The sequence below is a fragment of the Polaromonas sp. genome (assembly GCF_012927485.1).
Lineage (GTDB): Bacteria > Pseudomonadota > Gammaproteobacteria > Burkholderiales > Burkholderiaceae_C > Polaromonas.
In genome coordinates, this window is sequence record NZ_JABBPC010000015.1 from 23,804 (window position 1) to 39,685 (window position 15,882).

At 59.7% G+C, this 15,882-nt stretch carries 14 protein-coding genes; 4 read left to right on the forward strand and 10 right to left on the reverse strand.

The window, feature by feature from the left end:
- Positions 1-37: 37 nt before the first annotated feature.
- The 4 genes from HHJ16_RS07075 to HHJ16_RS07090 all read right to left on the reverse strand — a co-directional run bounded on the left by HHJ16_RS07075 (position 38) and on the right by HHJ16_RS07090 (position 3,772).
- The gene (locus tag HHJ16_RS07075; RefSeq protein WP_293641926.1) at positions 38-652 is read right to left on the reverse strand and encodes an ABC-type transport auxiliary lipoprotein family protein; all 615 of its coding nucleotides are present in this window, start codon (positions 650-652) and stop codon (positions 38-40) included.
- Between the two features lie 89 nt (positions 653-741).
- A complete protein-coding gene (locus HHJ16_RS07080; RefSeq protein WP_293641892.1) occupies positions 742-1,674 on the reverse strand; it encodes an MlaD family protein in 933 nt (310 codons plus the stop codon).
- Between the two features lie 108 nt (positions 1,675-1,782).
- Positions 1,783-2,583 (reverse strand): ATP-binding cassette domain-containing protein, encoded by an 801-nt coding sequence (locus HHJ16_RS07085; RefSeq protein ID WP_293641894.1) that lies wholly within the window; start codon positions 2,581-2,583, stop codon positions 1,783-1,785.
- Between the two features lie 61 nt (positions 2,584-2,644).
- The gene (locus HHJ16_RS07090) at positions 2,645-3,772 is read right to left on the reverse strand and encodes an ABC transporter permease (protein WP_293641895.1); all 1,128 of its coding nucleotides are present in this window, start codon (positions 3,770-3,772) and stop codon (positions 2,645-2,647) included.
- Between the two features lie 320 nt (positions 3,773-4,092).
- Here HHJ16_RS07090 and HHJ16_RS07095 point away from each other — a divergent pair, with 320 nt between their 5' ends.
- The 4 genes from HHJ16_RS07095 (at position 4,093) to HHJ16_RS07110 (ending at position 9,122) form a co-directional block, all read left to right on the forward strand.
- A complete protein-coding gene (locus HHJ16_RS07095; RefSeq protein WP_293641896.1) occupies positions 4,093-5,835 on the forward strand; it encodes a GMC family oxidoreductase N-terminal domain-containing protein in 1,743 nt (580 codons plus the stop codon).
- 475 nt (positions 5,836-6,310) lie between these two features.
- Positions 6,311-7,861, forward strand: a complete 1,551-nt coding sequence (locus HHJ16_RS07100) for an acetyl-CoA hydrolase/transferase family protein (RefSeq protein ID WP_293641898.1) — start codon at positions 6,311-6,313, stop codon at positions 7,859-7,861.
- A gap of 213 nt (positions 7,862-8,074) precedes the next feature.
- Positions 8,075-8,539 (forward strand): glycine zipper family protein, encoded by a 465-nt coding sequence (locus HHJ16_RS07105; RefSeq protein ID WP_293641899.1) that lies wholly within the window; start codon positions 8,075-8,077, stop codon positions 8,537-8,539.
- A gap of 4 nt (positions 8,540-8,543) precedes the next feature.
- Positions 8,544-9,122: an MOSC domain-containing protein gene (locus HHJ16_RS07110; RefSeq protein WP_293641901.1), complete on the forward strand. Its 579-nt coding sequence runs from the start codon at positions 8,544-8,546 to the stop codon at positions 9,120-9,122.
- A gap of 43 nt (positions 9,123-9,165) precedes the next feature.
- Here HHJ16_RS07110 and HHJ16_RS07115 read toward each other — a convergent pair whose 3' ends face one another.
- From HHJ16_RS07115 to HHJ16_RS07140, 6 genes are all read right to left on the reverse strand, one after another.
- The gene (locus HHJ16_RS07115) at positions 9,166-10,368 is read right to left on the reverse strand and encodes a threonine ammonia-lyase (RefSeq protein WP_293641903.1); all 1,203 of its coding nucleotides are present in this window, start codon (positions 10,366-10,368) and stop codon (positions 9,166-9,168) included.
- Positions 10,369-10,687: 319 nt separating this feature from the next.
- A complete protein-coding gene (locus HHJ16_RS07120) occupies positions 10,688-11,521 on the reverse strand; it encodes a class II glutamine amidotransferase (protein ID WP_293641905.1) in 834 nt (277 codons plus the stop codon).
- A gap of 5 nt (positions 11,522-11,526) precedes the next feature.
- Positions 11,527-12,270: an amino acid ABC transporter ATP-binding protein gene (locus tag HHJ16_RS07125; RefSeq protein ID WP_293641906.1), complete on the reverse strand. Its 744-nt coding sequence runs from the start codon at positions 12,268-12,270 to the stop codon at positions 11,527-11,529.
- 26 nt (positions 12,271-12,296) lie between these two features.
- Positions 12,297-13,400 carry an amino acid ABC transporter permease gene (locus HHJ16_RS07130; protein WP_293641907.1) on the reverse strand — a complete coding sequence of 368 codons (1,104 nt, stop codon included), beginning with the start codon at positions 13,398-13,400 and terminating at the stop codon, positions 12,297-12,299.
- A 3-nt stretch (positions 13,401-13,403) separates the two neighbouring features.
- The gene (locus tag HHJ16_RS07135; protein ID WP_293641908.1) at positions 13,404-14,606 is read right to left on the reverse strand and encodes an ABC transporter permease subunit; all 1,203 of its coding nucleotides are present in this window, start codon (positions 14,604-14,606) and stop codon (positions 13,404-13,406) included.
- Between the two features lie 83 nt (positions 14,607-14,689).
- On the reverse strand, positions 14,690-15,673 hold the full coding sequence (locus HHJ16_RS07140) for an amino acid ABC transporter substrate-binding protein (RefSeq protein ID WP_293641927.1): 984 nt from the start codon (positions 15,671-15,673) through the stop codon (positions 14,690-14,692).
- Positions 15,674-15,882: the final 209 nt, after the last annotated feature.

Here is a 15,882-nt window from a genome sequence, read left to right on the forward strand (position 1 = left end):
CCTTGCGAACGGCCCAGCGATCCTGAAGAAAAAGCCGCTAGCTCCCCGGGGTCTGTTGCAGCCACTGGTCCAGCTCTTCAATGGCCGCATCGGTTGCCGCCGTCAGCGCTCGTACGCCGCCAGACGCGTCGGCGCTGGGCGCAGGCCGCTGCACCACCACATTGCGTTGCCCCACCAGCTTTTCACCGCCGGGGGTAATTTCGAGCAAGGTGGCGCGCAGGCGAATCAGACCCACGCTGGCTTCGGGTGTGGTGAAAAACTGGCTGAACTCTTCCAATTCCAACCTCAGAAGAAGCGGTAGCGCATCGCCCTGGCTGCGATTGAGCGCTACGCCCTCGCGCGCATTGAAGACGGCCCGGCGCTGGTTCAATTGCTCACGCAAACGTTGGCGTACCAATTGGGCCGGCGGCATACTCCAACGGGCCTGCGCATAGGGGCGCAGCTGTTGGGCATCCGCATAGCCGAGGCGGTACAGCACCGACATGTTGTCCAGCGCGCCCCCGGAGGTGCTGATCGTGTCTATCGCGATCGGCGGCAAGGTCTGCCGCGAAGCGGGCGCGGCAGATAACGCGCCTGGTCCAAAGTCGTACAGCGTGCCCCGTGTCGGCTTGTCGGGCAGCGCACAGCCGCCAAGCAATCCGACCGCAGCCATTAACAAGATACTGGTGCTTGCGCGCCAGCTGCGGGGGCAAGTAGCTACCGACTTCATAGCGCGTTGCGGCAATTCAGAAGAATGCGGGATCATTTTTGTGCTCCGGTTGCAGAAAAACCAGGCTCGCCCGGGCCAGGCACCGGCGGGCCGTTGCCAAAAATCAGCGATTGCGGGTTGTCGTCCACGGCGTTCACGGTGCGCCGCAGCTGTCGCATCGCACGGGCTGTCTCATCCGCCACTTCCCCCAGCTTCGGCAGCGTGGCCGCACTGAAGGTTTCCACGCCAGCAGCCAGCGCCGTACCGCCCTGGGAAAGCTTGTCAAGGGGGCCGCCTTTTTCATTGAGGCGCTGCGCCGTCGTCCGTACCTCGTCGGATGCAGCTTTCAGCGACTGGCCAGCTTCGAGGGTACCTCGCGACAGCGCGGGCAATGTGGCCACCGTGGGCTCCAGGCCTTTAGCCACGCGGTTAAGGCTGCCCGCGGCTTCCCCTAGTTGCGTGACAGCGGCGCTGACGGCCTGCTGGTTCTCGTCGGAAAGCAGTTTGTTCAGGCGCGTGCTGGCCTGTTCCACCTGGTTAAAAATTACCTCGCCCTGTTTTATCAATTTGTCGAGACCGCCCGGCTTAAGCGGTATGCGCGGTGGATCTTCGTCGTGCGGTATTAACCGTTCTGCCGACCCGCCATTGTCATCGAGCTGAATAAAACCCAGCCCGGTAATCCCTTGAGAAGCCACCGTGGCAAACGTGGATTTCGTCACGGGCGCGTCGCGGTCGATGGAGACGCGAACCAGCACATTGCCTTTGATTTTGGCGTCGAAGCCGATGAACTCGACTTTACCGACCGGCACGCCTCGAAAGCGCACTGCGGCTTGCGGCTGCAATCCCGAGATGGTTTCACCGGTACTCATTTCATACAGGTCCCGCTGGGTGTTGTCGCGCGTGAGCCAGATGGCCAGCAGGGCCAGCAGGGCGGTGACCACCAGCACAAACGCGCCTGCAATCAGAGCGTGGGCTTTGTTTTCCATCTTGAAAACCTTTCTTTTATGCTGAATCAGCGCGTTCGCTGACCAGCGATGCAACGCACGTTGGAAGGTCGCGTGGCGCGACAAAGGGCAGGCAAGTGACCGCGACGCTCATGGATTAACCTCCACCCGCTCAAGGGGCTCGCGCAGCAACGCCATCGCGCGTTGACCTCTTTCCCCGAGGAAAAATTCCTTGATGAAGGGGTGCGCAAACGCCACAACTTTCTGTGGTGCATCGTTGACGATGACCTTCTGGTCAGCCAGCACCGCAATACGGGTGCTGAGTTCAAACACGGTGTCCAGGTCATGCGTCACCATCACCACTGTGAGCTGCATATCACGATGAAGCGAGCGCAGCAGCCTACAAAAACTGTCGGCGCCCTCTGGATCGAGCCCGGCTGTAGGCTCGTCGAGCAGCAACAACGGCGGGTCCATGATCAGGGCGCGCGCCAACGAGGCCCGCTTGACCATGCCGCCCGACAGGTCACTGGGCATCCGATCCGCCACCTCCGGATCCAAGCCCACCATTTGCAGCTTGACCATAGCCGCCTCGCGGATCAGTGAGGCCGGCAAGGTCTTGATCTCCCGCAATGGAAAGGCAATATTTTCCAGTACCGTAAAGGCTGAAAACAAGGCGCCTTGCTGAAACAGCATGCCGACGCGCCGTGCAGCACCGCGCTTGCCGAGCTCGGCCGCTGGTTTTCCCAGCACGCTGATCTCGCCCCGAGTGGGCGTTTCAAGCCCCAGTATCTGGCGCAGCAGCACCGTCTTGCCGGTTCCCGACCCGCCCACCAACGACATGATCTCGCCGCGTTCCACGGTCAAGTCCAGGTCTTTGTGGACGACGGATTCCTTGTCGCCGTTTTGAAAAACGGTCCAGAGCTTGCGGATTTCAACGATGGGATCAGGCATTTTTAAAACGTCCACGCGCGGGTAATCCAATGACGCGCAGCAACAAAACACAGCGCCTTTTTCATATGCCGATGTTCTTGAACAGCACTGCAAACAGGGCATCCACCAAAATCACGATGGTGATGGACGTGACCACGGAGGCCGTCGTACCCTGCCCCAGGCTCTCGGTGTTGGGTTTGACGCGCAAGCCGTAGTGGCATCCCACCAGCGCAATCAGAATGCCGAAGACGATGGACTTGGCAGTCGCGAGCGTCAGGTTGGCCACATCCACCGCCGAGGGCAGTGACTGAATAAAAAACGAGGGCGTCACGCCCATTGAGATGTTGGCGGCCAGCATGCCTCCCAGCAAGGCCGCCAGTGTGGTCCAGACGCTGATCAGCGGCATCACCACGGCAAGCGCCAGTGCACGCGGCATGACCAGTCGAAAACCGCGTGCAATGCCCATGACCCGCATGGCATCGAGCTCTTCGGTGACCCGCATCACGCCAATCTGCGCGGTGATCGCCGAGCCGCTTCTGCCGGCGATCAGGATCGCAGCCAGCACCGGGCCCAACTCCCGGATCAACGAAATTCCGAGAATATTGACGATAAAGGTATCGGCACCAAACTTGCGCAGTTGCTGCGAAATCAGGTAAGCCAGCACGACACCGATCAGAAAGCCGACCAGCGCGGTGATCGGCAACGCCGTGGCGCCGATATGGTAAAGGTGTCCAGAGAGATCGCGCCAGGGGCCCTCCTGTGGGCGTCGGATGAGCCGGACGATGTCGAGCAGCAACTGACCGATCAGCCTCAGCAGGCCTTTGGCGTGGTCGGCTAAACCCAGCATCCGGTCACCCAGCGCAATCAGCGGCTGTGTCCATTCAGGCCTGCGCGCTTTCGGCAGCTGACCTGTGAATTTGGCGACCGTTTCCAGAACGGCACGCTGTCTCGGGTCGATCTGTAACCGTACCGGCCATTGACGACCCCAGTGATCCCACAGAACTTGTGCGCCGAGGTAGTCGAGTTTCTGGATCTGGCCCAAGTCCCACTGATTTGAAGACGCGTTGTTAGGTTGGTGTTCAAGTTGCGCCGTGAGCTCGCTCCATACCGCTTTGCCCGAAATATCGGCAGCCGTCCACTCTCCCCGCACAACCAACACTTGGCCGTCGGGCGTGTCGTGCTGTTCAATCCGGGGCGTGGATTCTTCCATGGGCGTCAATGCGTCAGAGCGCCTGTCGAGCGGGTTGAGGTGTGCATGGTGGCAACTTTAAAACTGCCATGGTAACTGCTGAGAACATCGCCCGTAGACCGGCTGCAAGCGCTTGGTCGATCTGCCCCTCGATGCCACTCCTCCGTCGCTCCTGATCGGGGGGCGGCAACGCCCTGCCCAGGCTCATGAGGCAGGTGCTGCGACAAGCGGGTAATCCCCGCCGCGCGGGCCAGCAGGTTTTGTCACAATCTGTAGACTGACAAGGTCGGTAGTCGGCTACTTTGGCAGGATGCAGCAACCACCTCGAGACGAGAAATTTCATGCAAGACGAAACCCCTGTTTTTGACTACATCATCATTGGCGCTGGCACGGCGGGCTGCCTGCTGGCCAATCGCCTGAGTGCTGACGCCTCGAAACGGGTGCTGATGATCGAGGCAGGTCGGAAAGACGACTACCACTGGATCCATATTCCGGTCGGCTACCTTTACTGTATTGGCAACCCTCGAACCGATTGGCTCTACAACACCGAGCCGGATCCGGGACTCAATGGCCGGTCTCTCCGTTACCCCCGCGGCAAAACGCTCGGCGGTTGCTCCAGCATCAACGGCATGATTTATATGCGCGGTCAGGCACGGGACTACGACCAGTGGGCGCACCTCACCGGAGACAACGCCTGGCGCTGGGAGAACTCAGTGCCTCATTTCAAACTGCATGAAGACCATTACAAAGGGGCCGACTTGATGCACGGCGCACGCGGGGTGGCCCCGGAGTTGATGCGAGACAAGCTGGATCCTTACCAAAACATATTGCGTCACCGCAAAGCGGGTGGCGAGTGGCGGATCGAAAAGCAACGCCTGCGCTGGGACATTCTGGATGCGTTTTCGGAGGCTGCGCAGCAAGCCGGCATTCCCGCTACTGCAGACTTCAACCGGGGCAACAACGAAGGCGTAGGGTACTTCGAGGTCAACCAAAAAAACGGCTGGCGCTGGAATACCGCCAAGGCATTTGTGCGGCCAGCCTGCTTTGGTCGACCGAATTTTGAGCTCTGGACGCATGCTCAAGTGTGCAAGCTGGTGATCCAGCAGCAGCCCGATGGCAGCCAGCGCTGCACCGGCGCTGAAGTCTGGACTGGCCACGAACGGGTCACCGTGCTCGCCACCCGGGATTCCGGGCATATGGGCGAGGTCCTCCTGTGCGCGGGGAGCATTGGCTCGCCACAGATTCTGCAGCTCTCCGGCATTGGACCGGCGGCGCTGCTGCAGCAACACGGCATCCCGGTTGTCAAAGACCTACCCGGCGTCGGTGCAAATCTGCAGGACCATCTGCAAATCCGGTCGGTGTACAAGGTGCAGGCAGTGCAGGGTGACAAACGCTGGGGCTTGTCCCTCAACACCATGGCAAATTCCTGGTGGGGCAAAGCCCGCATTGGCCTCGAATACGCCTTTCGCCGGACCGGTCCCATGAGCATGGCGCCGTCGCAACTGGGCGCCTTCACGCGCAGCTCCCCCGATCAGCCCTACCCCAATATTGAATACCACGTTCAGCCGCTGTCGCTGGAAGCCTTCGGCGAGCCGCTGCACAGCTTCAATGCGTTTACCGCCAGCGTGTGCAATTTGAACCCGACCAGCCGCGGCACCGTGCACATCAAGAGCAACCGATTTGAAGACGCGCCAGCCATCGCCCCCCACTATTTGAACACGGCTGAAGACCGCCAGGTGGCGGCCGATTCGCTGCGCGTGACACGCAAGATCGTCAGCCAAAAAGCGCTCGTCAGGTATCACCCTGAAGAGTTCAAGCCGGGGGTGCAGTTTCAGACCGATGAAGATCTCGCGCGCCTGGCGGGCGACATTGCCACCACCATCTTCCACCCGGTCGGTACCACCAAAATGGGCCGCGAGGACGACCCCACGGCGGTGGTCGACTCGCACCTCCGGGTACGCGGCATTCGCGGTCTGCGCGTGGTCGATGCCGGCGTGATGCCACTCATCACCAGCGGAAACACCAACTCACCCACGCTCATGATTGCGGAGAAGGCGGCGCAATGGATACGCGAAGGGGTTTAGCGGCCTGCAACACGTCGCATCGCGGCAGCCGCCTTCGCGCAACACGCCTCTTCCTTGGCGACCGATCGCAGAGCCAGGCGAAGCGCCCGAGGAAAGGGAAACCCCTAATGGACGCCCGCAGTACATAAGTTACATTAAAAGTGATGCTGCTTGCAACGCGAGGAGCCGGGGGCCGAGGAGACACAAAAAGTAAGTTAATAATCCGCAAATGAACATTCCACGAGATGTTTGTTCGACGAAAGCGCTGGTGACCCCAGCGCTTTTTTTATACTTTTTTTCTTTGAGAAGTCTCGATTCATCGAGCTGTAGCGCCTGCAGGACACGCGCCCGACCGTGAGGCTGTAAGGCTTGAAAAACTAAGCCATAGCACTCGCAAATCAGGGTTAACCCCGAATCAGTCAAGCAGGCCTGCTAAAATTCCGCACCTTTGTCGTGCGCTGCTGCGCCGTCGTTCTCACCCGGAGCCAGCCCCTTCATGTCTATTGCCGATCGCGTGCGCAATCCCGCCTTGAAAAATAAAATCATGTCGGCCGAAGCCGCCGCCGAGCTGATTCCCGCGGGCGCCAATGTCGGAATGAGCGGCTTCACCGGCGCGGGCTACCCCAAGACGGTTCCTCAGGCGCTGGCACGGCGCATCGAGCGTCTGCACGCCGCGGGCGAGGAGTTCCGAATTGGCCTCTGGACCGGTGCGTCCACCGCGCCCGAGCTCGACGGCGCGCTGGCCAAAGTGCACGGCATCGAGATGCGTCTGCCCTACCAGTCGGACCCCACGGTGCGCAAGCAGATCAATGAGGGGCAGATGCAATACACCGACATCCATCTCTCGCATGTGGCGCAGTTTGTCTGGTTCGGTTTTCTGGGCCATCTGGATGTGGCCGTAGTCGAAGTCGCGGGCATCCTGCCGGACGGGCGGCTGATTCCCTCTTCCTCGGTCGGCAACAACAAAACCTGGCTGGACCAGGCCGACAAGATCATTCTGGAAGTCAACAGCATGCAAAACCCCGGTCTGGAGGGCATGCACGATGTTTATTACGGAACGCAGCTGCCGCCCCACCGCCTACCGATTCCGCTGGTACACCCGGGCGACCGCATCGGCGAAGCCTACCTGAGATGCGACCCGGACAAAGTGATTGCCATCGTGCAAACGAATCAGCCAGACCGCAACTCCGCCTTCAGTCCGCCGGACGAGATTTCGCAACGCATCGCCGGCCACATCATCGAGTTCCTGCAGCTTGAGGTGAAGCGGGGCCGTCTGCCCGCCGATTTACTGCCCCTGCAATCGGGCGTGGGCAACATCGCCAACGCGGTGCTAGCCGGTCTCAACGAAGGTCCGTTCCAGAACCTCACCGCCTACACCGAAGTATTGCAAGACGGCATGCTGGACATGCTGCGTTCCGGCAAGCTGACCATGGCGTCCGCCACCGCGCTTTCGTTCAGCCCGAAGGCGCTGGCCGATTTCAATGAACACATCGACTTCTACCGGGATCGCATCGTGCTGCGTCCGCAGGAGATCAGCAATCACCCCGAAGTGATTCGCCGCCTCGGCGTGATCGCGATGAACGCGATGATCGAAGCCGATCTCTACGGCAACGTGAACTCCACGCACGTGATGGGGTCGAGCATCATGAATGGCATTGGCGGCTCTGGCGACTTCGCCCGTAACGGCTACCTGTCGATCTTCATGACGCCTTCGATTGCCAAGGATGGCGCCATCTCGTGCATCGTGCCGATGGCGTCGCACGTCGACCATACCGAGCACGACGTGGAAGTGATCGTGACAGAGCAAGGTCTGGCCGACCTGCGCGGCCTCTCGCCTACCCAGCGCGCGCGGCTCATCATCGAAAAATGCGCCCACCCCGATTACCGCCCGGCACTACTCGACTATTTTGAACGCGCTCAGCACGGTGCCCCCGGCAAGCACACGCCGCATCTGCTGGACGAGGCGCTGTCCTGGCACGCGCGTTACGTCGAAACCGGACACATGCTGCTGGATGCCGGCCGGGACAAACAATTGCGCTGCGCTTAACGCTCCGATTTCAGCCGCCTGGAGCCTGCGCCTATAAGCATCGGCTTCAAGCTGCTTTGAATAAAAATTGACGCTTTGATCGTCGGCGCTCACCTCGCCTGAGATCGGGTCGTCGCCATTCGACCATCACACGATGACCCGCGACCGTTGGTTTGGCTAGGGAGGTTCCCTGCGTGTGTTGCAATAGGGATCTTTTTAGCTGTACAACATCCTATGAAATCTTCCTCCAGAATTTTGGGAATGGCGGCCGCTTCGATCGCCTTGATCTTGCTCTCCGCCTGCGCGGCCAGCGGGCCCAATAGCGCCTCCGCCCGACCCGTTCTTTACCCCAACGCGACGCTCAATCGGGTGGGCGAGGCACAGGGTCAATTGGAAGCCAATGCCTGTATGTCGCGCGCCGTCGCTGCGGGCCTGGCGCCGACACAAAACAACAATGAAATCGGTCGCCGCGCCGGAGAGGGCGCCGCCACCGCAGGCGTGGCCTCGGCCGTCGGTGCCCTCATCACAGGTCGGGGTGGAGAAGGGGTACTTCGCGCCGGCACTGCAGGGGCCGCTATCGGTGGCTCGGCCGGCGCGGTGTCAGGGGCGTTTCACAACGACAGGCCCAACGGCACCTACCGTAATTTTGTCCACCGTTGTCTCAGCGAAAAAGGATTCGAAGTGATTGGCTGGAACTAAGGCCATGCCGCAGCTTCTTTCTGTTCAAGTCGGCAGCGCCCGACGCGTGAACATCAACGGGCGCAACATCCTCACCGGCTTTAATAAGCAGGAAACGTCAGGTCAAGTGCCGGTGATGCCGCTCGGACTGCTCGGTGATGAACAAGCGGATCTGTCCGTGCACGGCGGTCTGGAAAAAGCCGTGTACGCCTACCCTTCGGAACATTACGCGTATTGGCAAGAGAGGCGGCAGCAAGCGGGCCTGGGTCAGCTTGAGGCCTGTTTACCGCAGGGCGGGCTGGGCGAAAATCTCACCCTCCTCGGCTTGCTTGAATCCGAGGTGTGGGCCGGGGATGTCCTGAAATTTCCAGATTGCGAACTCAGGGTAACGCTGCCGCGTGAGCCGTGCTACAAACTCAACGCAGGAATGGGTTTTGCGCGCGCCTCGCGGTTCATGGCGGAAAGCGGTTTTTGCGGGTTTTACCTGTCAGTCTCGAGCCCGGGGACATTGTGCGCGGGTGACGCGTTTGAGGTCATCGCCGGTCGGCGCAGTGTCAGCATTTCTGAACTATTCGCCGCAAAAATGAGCAAGCATTTGCGCTGAACCCAGCGTGCAAGCGCTCAGTTCACAGCGGCCAGCTCAGCGCTTAGTGCTGCTCGGACACCTCAAACCCTGATGCCTCCAGCGTTGCCAGCACCTGCTCAATATGGCTGCGGCCGCGCGTCTGAATCACCAGTTCAATCTCTACATTCTGGGCCGACAGCATGGTGAAGGCGCGCTGGTGATGCACCTCGTCGATGTTGGCGCCTGCATTGGCCACAGTGGCGGTAATTCTGGCCAGCGACCCGGGCACATCCCGCGCGCTGACCTTGATCCGGGCCAGTCGGCCGGCGCGCACCATACCGCGCTCAATGATGGCCGCTAGCAGCAACGGGTCAATATTGCCGCCGCACAGCACCAGACCGATTTTTTTTCCGGTAAAGCGTGCCGGATATTTGAGCAGCGCCGCCAGCCCGGCAGCGCCAGCGCCCTCCACCAATGTTTTTTCAATTTCGAGCAACATCACGATGGCCTGCTCAATATCTCCTTCGTCTACCAGCACCAAATCATCCACCAGCTTGGCAATGATGGCTTGCGGGATTCGGCCCGGCGTACCGACCGCGATGCCATCGGCAATGGTGCTGCTCCCTTGCGGATAGTGCGTTCCCTTGATGGCGTTGACCATGCCCGGAAAGCGCGAAGTCTGCACGCCTATGACTTCGATACCCGGATTGAGGGCTTTGGCTGCGGTTGCCACCCCGGCAATCAGGCCGCCGCCGCCCACGGCAATCACCAACGTGTCCAGGTCTGGAACGGCCCGCAGCATCTCCAGCCCCACCGTGCCCTGACCGGCCACAATGGCTTCGTCATCATAGGGATGCACAAAAACCAAGCCTTCGCGTTCGGCCAGAATCAACGCGTGCGTATGCGATTCATCCAGCGTGTCGCCGTGCAGTACGACTTCTGCACCGAAGCCGCGAGTGCGCTCAATCTTTACGCCCGGGGTGAAGCGCGGCATCACAATGACGGCGCGCACGCCCAGGCGTTGCGCGTGGTAGGCGACGCCTTGGGCATGGTTGCCTGCGCTCATGGCAATCACGCCGCGGCGCCGTTCGTCGCTCGAAAGTTGCGCAAGTTTGTTACACGCACCGCGCTCCTTGAACGAAGCTGTGTACTGCAGGTTTTCAAACTTCAGATAAATTTTCGCGCCCGTCAACTGGGACAGCGTTTTGGACTCCACGCAGGGCGTATTTAACAGCTGGCCGTCCAGACGCTGCGCGGCTTGTTCAATATCGTTCAGACTGAGCATGAAATCCCTCAATGGTATCGGTGATATCGGGACGCTGATGGCCGGGTTCGCCGCGCCGTCACCCGCGATTGTGAGGCGTTTATGCGGCGCCTTTCACACGGCCGCTTTCAATTAGCGACTTCCATGATGCTTCAAGCTGCGTGATGCTGCAGTTTTAGGCATCCGCGGTGTGAAGTCACAGGGCAGTGGCACCATTCAATGGGTAGCGCGACCGCACCAGCCGGTTGTCGCTCTGCGGTAGATCTCTAGTTTGATTTTTATGAAGAAGGCTGGCCGGTTTTTTTGTGGCCAGTGACCCCTGCAAACGGCTCCACGCTGGCTAAACACAGGCCAGATTAGCTGCATTTTTCTTGCGTACTTCTTCACTTACTTTGAGCTGCGCCTGCCGCACAATGCGCCCGCCTTCTATCCACAGCAGCTGTCCGGGTTGGAGCTGCTGCCAGTTCTCGTTGAGCGTTAGGGGTTGGGTCGCCACGACGCACAGGTGGTCTTCGAGGTCATTGGTCTGCGCAAAGTCCATGCTTAAGTCGGCGTCTATGAGGCGCGCCTTTGAAAACGGCCACTCCCTTTCCAGGTAGTACAGGCGCGTCGAACAGTGTGCAAACAAAGCCTGGCCGTTAGACAGCAAGTAATTGAATACGCCGAATTCCGCCGTCTGTTCGCTGATGTCGCACAGGCTATCGAACACGGTTTGCAGCGAGCAGGGTTCGCGCGGGCTAATCGCTTTGAGTTGCTCCAGCAAGGCGCAGAAAGCGCGTTCACTATCGGTGTTGCCCACGGGCTGGTAATGCTCACCGAAGACCGGGTGGTAATCGAGCAGGTCGCCGTTGTGCGCGAACAGCCAGTGGCGGCCCCAAAGTTCGCGGGTGAAGGGGTGGCTATTTTCAAGTCGCAGCCCGTCGCCTTGTGTGGCCTTGCGAATGTGCGACACCACGTTGCACGACTTGATGGGGTAGCGCTTGATGAGCTCCGCCACCGGCGAACTGGCAGCGGCCTGGTTATCCATAAATAGACGGCACGCCTTGTCTTCAAAAAAGCCGATGCCGAAACCGTCCCCATGGTTGTCGGTCAGGCCGCCACGAGCGGCAAAACCGGTGAACGAAAAACGCAGGTCTGCCGGCTTGGCGGCGTTCATTCCAAGGAGTTGGCACATAAACTCTAATGTCCCAAAATTTTCGAGAGAAAATCCTGCGCCCGATCCGTCTGAGGATTGCGGAAGAAGGCATCAGGCGCGTTTTGCTCCACGATCTGACCCTGATCCATGAAGATCACCCGGTCAGCCGCGGCTTTGGCGAATCCCATCTCGTGCGTCACGCACAACATGGTCATGCCCTGGTCGGCCAGCGAGATCATGACGTCAAGCACTTCCTTGATCATTTCGGGGTCGAGTGCGGAGGTGGGCTCGTCAAACAGCATGATTTTTGGCGTGAGGCACAGTGCGCGGGCGATGGCCACACGCTGCTGCTGTCCGCCTGAGAGCTGCAATGGATATTTCTGCGCCTGCTCCGCAATGCGCACACGTTCTAACTGGAGCATGGCGCGCTCGGTGGCCTCCTTCTTGGTCAGGCCACCCACCCAGGTGGGTGAGAGCGTCAGGTTTTCCAGCACGGTGAGGTGCGGAAACAAGTTGAACTGCTGAAATACCATACCGACCTGACGGCGCACGGCGTCGATGGCCTTCACGTCGTCGCCGAGCACCGAGCCTGCGACTGTGAGCGTGCCTTCCTGGTAATCCTCAAGCGCATTGATGCAGCGGATCAGCGTGGACTTTCCTGAGCCGGACGGTCCGCAAATGACGAGACGTTCGCCCTGGCGCACCTCCAGATTAATGTCGCGCAAGACGTGGAAGTTGTTGCCGTACCACTTGTTAACTTTGTCGAAGTGGATGATGGATTCACTCATGATCGTCTTTCTTGCGTTCTTTTTTTTTAGCGGGCCTGGCCGACCGCAAGCCGCCGCTCGATCCAGAGGCTGTAGCGCGACATGGCAAAGCAGCAGGTAAAGTAAATTGCCGCGATGAAAATGTAGGCCTCGATCTTGAACGGCCGCCAGTTCGGGTCGGAGCCCACTGCCAGGGACAAGGCGCCCGTAAGCTCATACAACGACACAATGGTGACGAGCGACGTATCTTTGAATACAGAAATAAAGTTGTTCATGATGCTGGGCACCACCATACCCAAGGCCTGCGGCAGCACGATCTTGATTTGCGTCTGCCAGTAGCCCAAACCCAGACTGGCCGCCGCCTCCGTCTGGCTCTTGGGCAGGGCCTGCAGGCCACCCCGAATAATTTCTGCCATGTAAGCTGCCGCAAAGAGCGTGATGCCGACAATCACACGCACCAATACGTCGGGAGACTTGCCGATGGGCATGAACAACGGAAACATGAAGCTGGCCATGAATAGCACCGAAATCAGCGGCACCCCGCGAATCAATTCCACATAAATAACGCAAACCGTCTTGATGGCGGGCATGTCGGAGCGCCGCCCGAGCGCCACCACGACCGAGATCGGGAAGGCCAGCGTCATTGAGATCACCGTCAGCATCACGGTTAGCGGCAGGCCTCCCCACTGGTCAGTCGGCACCTTGCTCAAGCCGAGCACACCACCGCCCATCAACATAAAGAATGCCGTGAGAATTACGAGCCAAAGCAAGGCAAGCCAAGGCTTCCAAAACCAGCGGCTGCAGCTCGCCACGACCAGACCCAGCAGCAGAAAGGTGGCCAGTTCAGGACGCCAGTGTTCGGTTTGCGGGTAGCGACCAAGAAGAATAAATCGACCCTTCTCATGAATGACGCCCCAGCAGGCGCCAGTTCCCCGCGCGGCCTGGCAGGCATTCGCATCGGCGGCCGTCACCGCATTGAGAACTGCCCACTGGATGGCCGAGGAAGCCGCCCAGAACAGCGCGACCAGCACGATCACGGACACCAAGGCACTGGGCACGCTTGAGAACAGATTCCTGCGGAGCCACAGCCCCCAGCCTTCCAGTTTGACGGGCGCGGGGCGGGGCGCGATTGCAACAAAAGGGGCATTCATGGCCTACCGCTCCTTGATAGCCGCACGGCCGTTTAACCAATTCATGAGTCCAGACGTTGCCAATGACGTCATCAGATAAATCAGCATGACGATGGCAATGCATTCCACGGCCCGGCCGGTCTGGTTGAGCGAGGTATTGGCGATCGATACCAAGTCCGGGTAGCCCACCGCCACGGCCAATGATGAGTTTTTGGTGAGGTTCAGGTACTGGCTGGTAAGGGGGGGAATAATGACCCGCAAGGCCTGCGGCAGCACGACCAGCCGCATGGACTGATTGCGCGACAGCCCCAACGAAGCACTAGCCTCATGCTGGCCCAACGCGACCGACGCAACGCCGGAACGCACCACCTCCGCCACATAGGCCGAGGTGTACAGCACCAGCCCGATCAGTACCGCGAGGTATTCAGGCGACAGCGCGCCGCCGCCTTCCACCTGGGTTTCCGTGAGGTGCGGAATGTTCCACTCGGAAGGTGCTCCGCCCAAAAGCCAACCTGCCAATGAAGCACCCGAGATCAGCGCCAGAGAGACCCAGAACGTCGGCCGCACGTGGCCCGTGTTGTCAAAGTGACGGCGTGCCTGGCGCGTATAAATGAAGCTGGCGACAGATCCCGCAACCAGCCCGCACAGGGTCAGGGTCTGTCCGAGCTGCCAGACCGGGACGGGGTAGGAGATACCGTTCTTGCTGACATAAATCAGCTTGCCAAGGTGCAACGCCTGGTCAATATTGGGCAAATATTCGGCGAACAGCAGGTACCACATCAGCAATTGCAGCAGCACTGGAATGTTGCGAAACAGTTCCACATAGCCGTAACAAAGGCCGCGCACCAAAGCGTTGCGCGAGAAACGACCGATGCCTAGCAAAGTACCCAGCACGGTGGTCAGCACAATGCCGACCAATGCCACACGCAGCGTGTTCACGAGCCCGACTAAAAAAGCTTTCCAGTAGGAATTGTTCGAGTCGTAATTGAGCCAGCCCTCGCCGATATCAAAACCCGCTGGTTGAGCCAAAAAGTCAAATCCGCTTTGTATGCCGCGTGCCTTCATATTTGCCAGGGTGGTACTCACCAGCAGCCAGACCAGAAAGGCGATGAAGCCGATCGCCAGCACCTGATACACCACTGCGCGCGCGCGCGGGCTGCGCCAGGAAAAAGCGCGTCGCCTGGCGAGCGGCGCAAGGCGCGAGGAAATCAGGGAATACTCGGACATAGTGCTCACAAAAAAAACGGGCCAGTCGCAAACGAGATCGTTGCGAGAGGCCCGTTGCGTTTAACGCATCGGAAATTTCAAGTTCAGCGTACCGGCATGGCGTACATCAGGCCACCCTTGGTCCATTGATTGTTGACACCCCGAGGCAGCGCCAATGGAGTTTTGGGGCCGACGTTGCGCTCGAAAATTTCGCCGTAGTTACCCACTGCCCTGACGGCGCGCACCAGCCAGTCTTTATCCAGGCCCAACAGTTTTCCGGTGTCTTCGCCGCTACCGGTGAGGCGCATGACTACCGGGTCTTTGCTCTCTTTTTGCATAGCGTCCACATTGGCCTTCGTCACGCCGTATTCCTCGGCTTCAATCAGACCGTAAACCACCCATTTGACAATCGCAAACCATTCATCATCGCCGCGGCGCACCATAGGGCCCAAGGGTTCCTTGGAGATCAGCTCCGGCAAGATCACGTGGTCAGCGGGGTTCTTGGCTTCGGTGTTGCGCACCGAAGCCATGCCCGACGCGTCAGTGGTGTACGCCTGGCAACGGCCTGAGAAGTAGGCCGCGTTCACGGCTTCCTGCTTTTCAAACACCACTGGCTTTATGTTGAGGCCGTTGGCCTTGGAATAATCCGTGAGGTTCTTTTCAGTGGTGGTGCCAGACTGAACGCACACGGTCGCGTTTTTAAGCTGTTTGGCACTCTTGATCTTGCTTTTCACGGGCACCATAAATCCCTGACCGTCGTAGTAGGTAACAGCGGTCATATGCAGGCCGAGCGAAGCATCCCGCGTCAGGGTGAAGGTGGTGTTGCGCGACAGCACGTCTATTTCGCCAGATTGCAGCGCCGTAAAGCGCTGCTGGGCGTTCAATGGCACCCATTTGACCTTATTGGCGTCGCCCAGGGTGCTGGCTGCGATAGCGCGGCAGACATCGGCGTCTAACCCGGTCCAGTTGCCGCTACTGTCCGCAGAAGAAAAACCAGCCACGCCCACGTTCACGCCGCAGATCACCTGACCCCGCGCTTTAATCGCCTCCAGCGTCTTGCCTGCGTGGGCAGGGGCCATGGCCGCCATCGTGACGCCCGCGACTGCCAGAGCGACCAATCCGTGTTTTTTTGCAAATGTGAGCACGTAATTCTCCAGTGGATGAACGTTGTGGTATCAGCACAATGCGTGCCAACTGCGGAATGCTAACTCAAGCCCTGCCTGCTCCAAGCTAGGGCAAGCCCCTACCGTCCAGGGCAATTACTGGCTTGGCTGGGCGGCCGCCGTCCCCGCACCGC

Excerpts from the sequence above, each read along its gene's own strand:
- HHJ16_RS07080 (WP_293641892.1), bottom strand. The coding sequence starts at position 1,674 with ATGGAAAACAAAGCCCACGCTCTGATTGCAGGCGCGTTTGTGCTGGTG.
- HHJ16_RS07120 (WP_293641905.1), bottom strand. The coding sequence starts at position 11,521 with ATGTGCCAACTCCTTGGAATGAACGCCGCCAAGCCGGCAGACCTGCGT.
- HHJ16_RS07100 (WP_293641898.1), top strand. The coding sequence starts at position 6,311 with ATGTCTATTGCCGATCGCGTGCGCAATCCCGCCTTGAAAAATAAAATC.
- HHJ16_RS07135 (WP_293641908.1), bottom strand. The coding sequence starts at position 14,606 with ATGTCCGAGTATTCCCTGATTTCCTCGCGCCTTGCGCCGCTCGCCAGG.
- HHJ16_RS07095 (WP_293641896.1), top strand. The coding sequence starts at position 4,093 with ATGCAAGACGAAACCCCTGTTTTTGACTACATCATCATTGGCGCTGGC.
- HHJ16_RS07125 (WP_293641906.1), bottom strand. The coding sequence starts at position 12,270 with ATGAGTGAATCCATCATCCACTTCGACAAAGTTAACAAGTGGTACGGC.
- HHJ16_RS07110 (WP_293641901.1), top strand. The coding sequence starts at position 8,544 with ATGCCGCAGCTTCTTTCTGTTCAAGTCGGCAGCGCCCGACGCGTGAAC.
- HHJ16_RS07130 (WP_293641907.1), bottom strand. The coding sequence starts at position 13,400 with ATGAATGCCCCTTTTGTTGCAATCGCGCCCCGCCCCGCGCCCGTCAAA.
- HHJ16_RS07075 (WP_293641926.1), bottom strand. The coding sequence starts at position 652 with ATGGCTGCGGTCGGATTGCTTGGCGGCTGTGCGCTGCCCGACAAGCCG.
- HHJ16_RS07085 (WP_293641894.1), bottom strand. The coding sequence starts at position 2,583 with ATGCCTGATCCCATCGTTGAAATCCGCAAGCTCTGGACCGTTTTTCAA.
- HHJ16_RS07105 (WP_293641899.1), top strand. The coding sequence starts at position 8,075 with ATGAAATCTTCCTCCAGAATTTTGGGAATGGCGGCCGCTTCGATCGCC.
- HHJ16_RS07140 (WP_293641927.1), bottom strand. The coding sequence starts at position 15,673 with ATGGCGGCCATGGCCCCTGCCCACGCAGGCAAGACGCTGGAGGCGATT.
- HHJ16_RS07115 (WP_293641903.1), bottom strand. The coding sequence starts at position 10,368 with ATGCTCAGTCTGAACGATATTGAACAAGCCGCGCAGCGTCTGGACGGC.
- HHJ16_RS07090 (WP_293641895.1), bottom strand. The coding sequence starts at position 3,772 with ATGGAAGAATCCACGCCCCGGATTGAACAGCACGACACGCCCGACGGC.